The following is a 6666-nucleotide window of genomic DNA, read 5'->3' on the forward strand; positions in this document are numbered from 1 at the left end:
ATTATTCGGCTTTTTTGCATCATAGAAAACGCCTAATCTTCACCCCTCGCAAGCCGCCCGCAAACGCATCCCATCATGTCCTCCGCCTGCCGCCCCGCCCCGACCCTGAACGCCCCGCCCGCCGCCGCCGGCTGGCTGCCCCTGGTCACCCTGGCCATCGGATTCGTCATGGCCATGCTGGACGTGACGGTCGTCAACGTGGCGCTCCCCAGCATTGCGCTCCAGTTCACGGTGCCGCTGACCGACCTGGTGTGGATCGTGGACGGCTACACACTGACGTTCGCCGCGCTGCTGCTGCTGGCCGGCGCGCTGGCCGACCGCTACGGCGCCAAGACGCTCTACCTGACCGGCCTGGGTGTGTTCACCGGCGCGTCGCTGCTCTGCGGATTGGCGCCCGACGCCGACACGCTGATCGCCGCCCGCATGCTGCAAGGCGTCGGCGCCGCGCTCTTCATGCCCAGCTCGCTCAGCCTGCTCACGCACGCCTATGACGATGAACACGTGCGCAATCGCATGCTGGCGGCCTGGTCCGCCATCGTGGCGGTCGCGGGCGCGTCCGGCCCGCTGCTGGGCGGCGTGCTGATCCATCAATTCGGGTGGCGCGGCATCTTCCTCATCAACATTCCCCTGGGCCTGGCCGGCATGTGGCTTGCCCGTCGACGCATCGCGGCCGCGCCTCGCCGTCCGCGCGCGCTCAATCCCCTGAGCCACGCGCTCGGCGTCGCGGCGCTGGCTGCGCTGTGCTTTGCGCTGATCCAGGGCAATGCCTACGGCTGGACCTCGCCGCCCATCGCCGCCACAGCGCTCCTGTGCGTGCTCGCCACGGCACTCCTCGTGCGGCGCGAACGCCGGCACGCCGAACCGATCATCCCGCGCGCGCTGTTCGCCACCTCCCAATTTGCCGCCGCCAACGGCGTCGGCTTTCTCATCAACCTGGCGGCTTACGGCCAGTTGTTCCTGCTGAGTCTCTTCCTGCAGCATGCGCGCGGCGCCGACGCGCTGCAGACGGGCATCGAGCTGGTGCCGATGCTGGCCGTGTTTTCCATTGGCAACCTCATCTCGGGCCGCGTATCGGCGCGCTGGAACCTGCCGGCGTCGCTGCTGGGCGGCGTATCGCTCGCGGCGGCGATGAGCGCAATCGGCATGCTCGCCTTCTCTCCCGACGTTGCCTACTGGCCCTTCACGCTCGTCGTCGCCCTGGCCAACCTGGGCGTCGGCATCGCCGTGCCCGCCATGACCAGCATCGTCATGCAGGTGTCCGGCAAGCACCACGCCAACAGCGCCGCGGCGGCCCTGAATGCCAACCGCCAGTCCGGCGCGCTGGTCGGCGTCGCGGTGATGGGCACCCTCCTGCACCTGCTGCCGGACTGGCGCGCCAGCCTGCCCGCCGCCTATGCCGTGATCACGGCCAGCTACGCGCTCACGGTCGCGCTGGCATGGCGCCACCTTCGACGGGCTCGCAACGCCTGACGCGCGCCGGCCTGCATGGCAAGGGCCACGGGTTTGCTTCACAATGACGCAAACCCGAACAAGGAGACCTGCATGTCCAGCCCTGCCGCGACCAGCCCTGACTCGTCCCGCTCCATCCGCCACGTCGCCATCGTCGGCGCCGGCACCATCGGCGCCAGTTGGGCGGCGCTGTTTCTCGCGCAGGGCCTGGAAGTCGTGGTCAGCGATCCCGGCCCGCACGCGCAGGGGCAGACCGTCGCGCGCGTGCAGGCGGCATGGCCGGTCCTGACCGAGTTGGGCCATGTCCGGGCGGGCGCCACGCCCGACGCGCTACGCTTCGAACCCGATCTGGAAGCGGCATTGGCCGGGGCGGACTTCGTGCAGGAAAACGCGCCGGAGCGTGAAGACTTCAAAACCGACCTCTTCGCGCGCATGGACGCCGTGCTGCCCCCGCACGTGATCGTCGCATCCAGTTCGTCCGGCCTCATCATGAGCCGGCTCCAATCGCGCTGCCGCCATCCGGAGCGATTCGTCATCGGCCATCCCTTCAACCCGCCCCATCTGATTCCGCTCGTGGAGGTGGTGGGCGGCGACCAGACCTCTGCGCAGACGATGGACCGCGCCATCGACTTCTACCGCAGCATGGGCAAGCATCCCATCCGGCTGAACAAAGAAGTGCCCGGCCATATCGCCAACCGCCTGCAAGCCGCGTTGTGGCGCGAAGCCATCCACCTCGCCGCCGAAAATGTCGCCAGCGTCGCGGACATCGACGCCGCCGTATCGCAAGGCCCGGGCCTGCGCTGGGCGCTCTTCGGACCGCACATGACATTCAACCTGGGCGGCGGCGAAGGCGGGATGGCGCATTTCATGCACCACTTGCTCGGTCCGGTGCAGACCTGGTGGGATGACCTCGGCGCGCCCGACGTCACGCCCGACCTGCAGCAACGCCTCATCGAGGGCGTCAACGCCGAGGCCGGCCATCGCAGCATCGCCGATCTCGTCGAGACACGCGACGCGCAGCTCACGGCGCTGATCAAGACCTTGCGGCGCTGACCAAGATCTTGCGGTATTGATCCAGACCTTGCGGCGCTGACCAAGACCTTGCGGCATTGATCCAGACCTTGCGCCGCTGACCGGTCCTGGACGGCGACGCTGTTATCCTGGAACGCGGGACTGGCTGCATCCGCCGGGGTACGGCTTCATTTTGCGAAGCCCTGGTCCCGGCTTTGGCCCGTTTGCCGCGGTCCCGCGCCGTGGTCCCAAGGTGCCGCGTCCCGGGACCTGACGCCACTTTCCCGAACCTTGCCTCATTTTCAACCAAGGAATGTTCTCGAATGATCTCCGTGACTCACGACACCGAACGCTCCCGCTTCACCGCCACCGTCGACGGCGTGCTGTGCGTGCTGGACTATCAACTCCAGGACGGCGCCATGGCCATCACGCACACCGGCGTGCCCAGTGCGGTGGGCGGACGCGGCATCGCCGCCGAATTGACGCGCCAGGCGCTGCTCACCGCACGCACGAACGGCTGGAAGGTGCGTCCCTATTGCTCTTACGCCGACGCCTACATCCGTCGCCATCCCGAATACGCCGACCTGCTGGCCTGATCACACCGCCCATCCCCCGTGTCCAAACAATCCAGCCCTTCCAAGACACCCTGCCCTTGCGGCCGGCCCGCGGCCTATCCCGACTGCTGCGGCCGCTGGCATGACGGCCCGCAGGCGTTGCAAGCGCCCACCGCCGAAGCCCTGATGCGCTCGCGCTACAGCGCGTTCGTCATGGACAAGCTCCCCTACCTGCTTGCCACCTGGCATCCCAGCACACGTCCCGCCTCGCTCGACCCCAATCCCCCCGGCCTGAAATGGCTGGGCCTCGACATCAAGGCAGCCGCCAGCCAGGACGCGGACCACGCCACCGTCGAATTCGTGGCCAGAAGCCGCCTGGACGGACGCGCCAGCCGCATGCACGAGACCAGCCGTTTCGTGCGCGAAGGCGGGCAGTGGTTCTACGTGGACGGCGACCTGCGCTGATCCCCGCCCGCCGGAAATCGCCGCGACGCCCTCATGCCCCGATATCGGGGCCGATAGCTTGAGTCCCCATCATCCCCCAACGTCAGGGCCGATGGCTTGCTCGAGCGCGGCGATCAGATCCTGCTCTACCGTCCCGAACGCGCGCGTATCGCCCACAATCGCCAATTCCGTAGGCGGCACCGCCGCGAATCCGTCCGCGTCGCCCAGTTCGCGGTGCGACGCCAGGCGAGCGAATGCCGGCAACAGGCTCACGCCCAGTCCCGCCGCCACCGCCGCTTGCACACCGGCAAGACTATGGCTGAGATACGCAATGTGCCAAGGCCGGCCGGCGCTTTCCAGCGCGTAGATCATCCGTTTTCGATAGATGCAGCCCTGCGGAAACAAGACCAGCGGCACAGGCCCCGATTCCCCGTTCCGCCGCCGGCCGTCCACCCAGACCAGCCGTTCCGGCCACGCCGCCAGGCAGGCCCCGTCCCCCGGTTCGCGCTTGACCAGCGCCAGATGCAGGTCCCCGGACGCCAACCCGGCGCGCAGCTCCGCGCTCATGCCGCTCACGGTCTCAAGCCGCACCTCCTCATGGCTGGCGGCAAACTCGGCCAGCAGCACGGTCAGGCGCGACACGTCAAAATCCTCCGGCACCCCCAACCGCAGCACGCGCGCGGAGCGCGGCGCAGAAAACACATGCTCCGCTTCGCCCGCAATGGCGAGCAGCCGCCGGGCATAAGCCAGCATAAGCTCGCCGTCTTCGGTAACAGACACATTTCCACCGGCGCGGTCGCGCAGCAGCAGCGTCTTGCCGACGCTTTGCTCCAGCTTGCGCACCTGCTGGCTGACTGTCGACTGCGTGCGATGCACACGCCGGGCAGCCCGCGTGAAACTGCCCTCTTCGACGACGCACACCAGCGTTTTCAGGAGTTCAAGGTCCAACATCGGGTTTCGTAGATTCGGGTTCGTGGATCGGGATTCGGGATTCGGGATTCGGGATTCGGGATTCGGGATTCGGGATTCGGGATTCGGGATTCGGAAATTGGATTTGGAGTCGGGCTCGCCCGTCGGAGTCGGAACTCGGAACTCGGTACTCGGTACTCGTGCTCGACCATGCCACCACCACTAGAACGACATTCCTCCCTGCTGAACAGATATCTAAAAATCCACTAAGCCGAATCCAATTATTAATTTTACAACTACAGCCCGGAATCTTACGCTGAAGGATCAACCCATCACCCTCGAGGAACTGACATGCCGCTGGATCAACTCCCCCGCCCGCAATGGCTTACCTTCGACTGCTACGGCACCCTCATTCAGTGGGACGAAGGTCTGCAATCTGCCGTGGCGCGGATCCTGGCCGCCCATCCGGGCTCGACACCGCCACCCACCGCTGCGCAGTTCCTGCACGCATACGATGCGCACGAACACCGGCTGGAACGCACCCCGCCCTACCGCCGCTTCGCGGATGTCACGCGCGAATCTCTACGCCTGACCATGGAGCACTTTGGCCTGGCCTACCGGCCCGAAGACGCCGAAACGCTCACCGGCAGCATTTCGCGCATGCCTCCGTTTCCCGAAGTAGTGGCCACGCTCGCCACGCTCAAGCAGGCCGGCTTTCGCCTTTGCATCATCTCCAATACGGACGACGACATCATTGCCGGCAATGTCGCGCAGTTGGGCGAACATATCGACCGGGTCATCACTGCCCAACAAGCCCAAGCCTATAAACCGGCGCGCGCCATCTTCGACCACGCTCACGCCGAACTGGGCGTCACCCGCCATGAGGTCGTGCACATCTGCGCCAGCCCGCACCTGGATCTGGCCGCCGCCCGCGACCTCGGGTTTCGCTGCATCTGGATCGACCGCGGCACCGGCCGCAAACCCTTGCCTGACTACCGGCCGGACGCTACCGTAGCGACTCTGGATTGCGTCCCCGGCCTTTTTCAAGAAGCCGGGTGGCTTTGATCCCCCTCTATTCCACTCTTAGCTAGAAGGCTGCCATGAACCAGGAACCCCGCTTTGCCGAAGCGCTCTTCCATGCCGACACCGTCGCCGCATTGCGGGCCGATCTGGCCCTGGCCCTGCGCGCCGCCGCGGCCCACGGCCTCGGCGAAGGCGTCTGCAACCATTTCAGCGTCGCCTTGCCCGGCGACCCCGACCATTTCCTGCTGAATCCGCGCGGCCTGATGTGGAACGAGGTCCAGGCAGACGACATCGTGCTGGTCGACGCGCACGGCAACAAACTCGCCGGCCGGCACGACATCGAACCGACCGCCATGTTCATCCACGCCGCCATCCACCGCATCGCCGGCAAGGCCTGCGTCCTGCACACACACATGCCGTACGCCACCGCCCTCACGCTCACCAGCGACCGGGGATTGGACACCACCCTGTCCCAGAACGCGATGCGCTTTCATGGCCGCCTCGCCATCGACGAGCACTACAACGGCCTGGCGCTCGACGTCTCCGAAGGCGAGCGCATTGCACGCGCCATGCAGGGCGCCGACATCGTATTCCTGGGCAACCATGGCGTCGTCGTCTGTGGCGAACGCATCGATCACGCCTACGACGATCTCTTCTTCCTGGAGCGCGCCTGTACCGCCCAGGTCCTCGCGCAATCCACGGGCCGCCCACTGGTGCCCGTCAATCCCGAGCTCGCATCCAAGGTCGCCGCCCAAATCCAGAGCGAACGCCTGCAATCTGAACTGTTCTTCCAGGCCCTGCGCCGCCAACTACCTGAACAGTAAACACCCGCGCCCCAGCCGAGCCAAAGTATTGCCCTCGATGAGTTGACGTCTACCGATCCCCCCAAAAACAAAACCCCTCGCGGCGCAAGCCGCGAGGGGTTCAATCAATCAATTCACTCTGCACTAAAAACAAACCCCCGCAGGGTATCCCTGCGGGGGTTTGCACAATAAAAGCCTGACGATGACCTACTTTCACAGACGTCCGTCCACTATCATCGGCGCAAAGGCGTTTCACTGTCCTGTTCGGGATGGGAAGGAGTGGTACCACCTTGCTATGGTCGTCAGGCGTAACGGGTTGAGCGGTTGCGGGTTAAGGCAACGGCTCCAATCTTGGAAGAAGCGCAACGTGTGGTGGTCAGAGCCTGGGCTCGATGATCACACACAGTGGGTGTAATTGGTGTTGGCTGGCTGCTGACGGGGCAGCCAGTAATTTGTATTGAACGACACTTGGA

7 protein-coding genes and 1 rRNA gene are annotated in these 6666 nt (G+C 65.7%); 6 read left to right on the forward strand and 2 right to left on the reverse strand.

Annotated elements, in window-relative coordinates:
* Positions 1–75: 75 nt before the first annotated feature.
* The 4 genes from BMW75_RS28735 to BMW75_RS28750 all read left to right on the forward strand — a co-directional run bounded on the left by BMW75_RS28735 (position 76) and on the right by BMW75_RS28750 (position 3479).
* A complete protein-coding gene (locus tag BMW75_RS28735) occupies positions 76–1470 on the forward strand; it encodes an MFS transporter (protein WP_092582873.1) in 1395 nt (464 codons plus the stop codon).
* 72 nt (positions 1471–1542) lie between these two features.
* A complete protein-coding gene (locus BMW75_RS28740) occupies positions 1543–2502 on the forward strand; it encodes a 3-hydroxyacyl-CoA dehydrogenase NAD-binding domain-containing protein (RefSeq protein WP_092582874.1) in 960 nt (319 codons plus the stop codon).
* Between the two features lie 281 nt (positions 2503–2783).
* On the forward strand, positions 2784–3056 hold the full coding sequence (locus tag BMW75_RS28745) for a GNAT family N-acetyltransferase (RefSeq protein WP_092582875.1): 273 nt from the start codon (positions 2784–2786) through the stop codon (positions 3054–3056).
* A gap of 18 nt (positions 3057–3074) precedes the next feature.
* Positions 3075–3479 carry a YchJ family protein gene (locus BMW75_RS28750; protein WP_092582876.1) on the forward strand — a complete coding sequence of 135 codons (405 nt, stop codon included), beginning with the start codon at positions 3075–3077 and terminating at the stop codon, positions 3477–3479.
* Positions 3480–3548: 69 nt separating this feature from the next.
* Here the strand turns inward: BMW75_RS28750 and BMW75_RS28755 are convergent, their stop codons facing one another.
* Positions 3549–4409 carry a LysR substrate-binding domain-containing protein gene (locus BMW75_RS28755; RefSeq protein WP_092582877.1) on the reverse strand — a complete coding sequence of 287 codons (861 nt, stop codon included), beginning with the start codon at positions 4407–4409 and terminating at the stop codon, positions 3549–3551.
* A 309-nt stretch (positions 4410–4718) separates the two neighbouring features.
* Between BMW75_RS28755 and BMW75_RS28760 the strand changes: the two genes are divergently transcribed.
* Together BMW75_RS28760 and BMW75_RS28765 are read left to right on the forward strand one after the other, a co-directional pair.
* Positions 4719–5432, forward strand: coding sequence for a haloacid dehalogenase type II (locus tag BMW75_RS28760; protein WP_092582878.1), 714 nt, complete (start codon positions 4719–4721; stop codon positions 5430–5432).
* Between the two features lie 35 nt (positions 5433–5467).
* Positions 5468–6214, forward strand: coding sequence for an aldolase (locus BMW75_RS28765; RefSeq protein WP_092582879.1), 747 nt, complete (start codon positions 5468–5470; stop codon positions 6212–6214).
* Between the two features lie 173 nt (positions 6215–6387).
* Here BMW75_RS28765 and rrf read toward each other — a convergent pair.
* Positions 6388–6500: ribosomal RNA gene (rrf, locus tag BMW75_RS28770) — 5S ribosomal RNA — on the reverse strand.
* Between the last annotated feature and the right edge of the window lie 166 nt (positions 6501–6666).

It is taken from the genome of Achromobacter sp. NFACC18-2 (assembly GCF_900108985.1).
Lineage (GTDB): Bacteria > Pseudomonadota > Gammaproteobacteria > Burkholderiales > Burkholderiaceae_B > Achromobacter.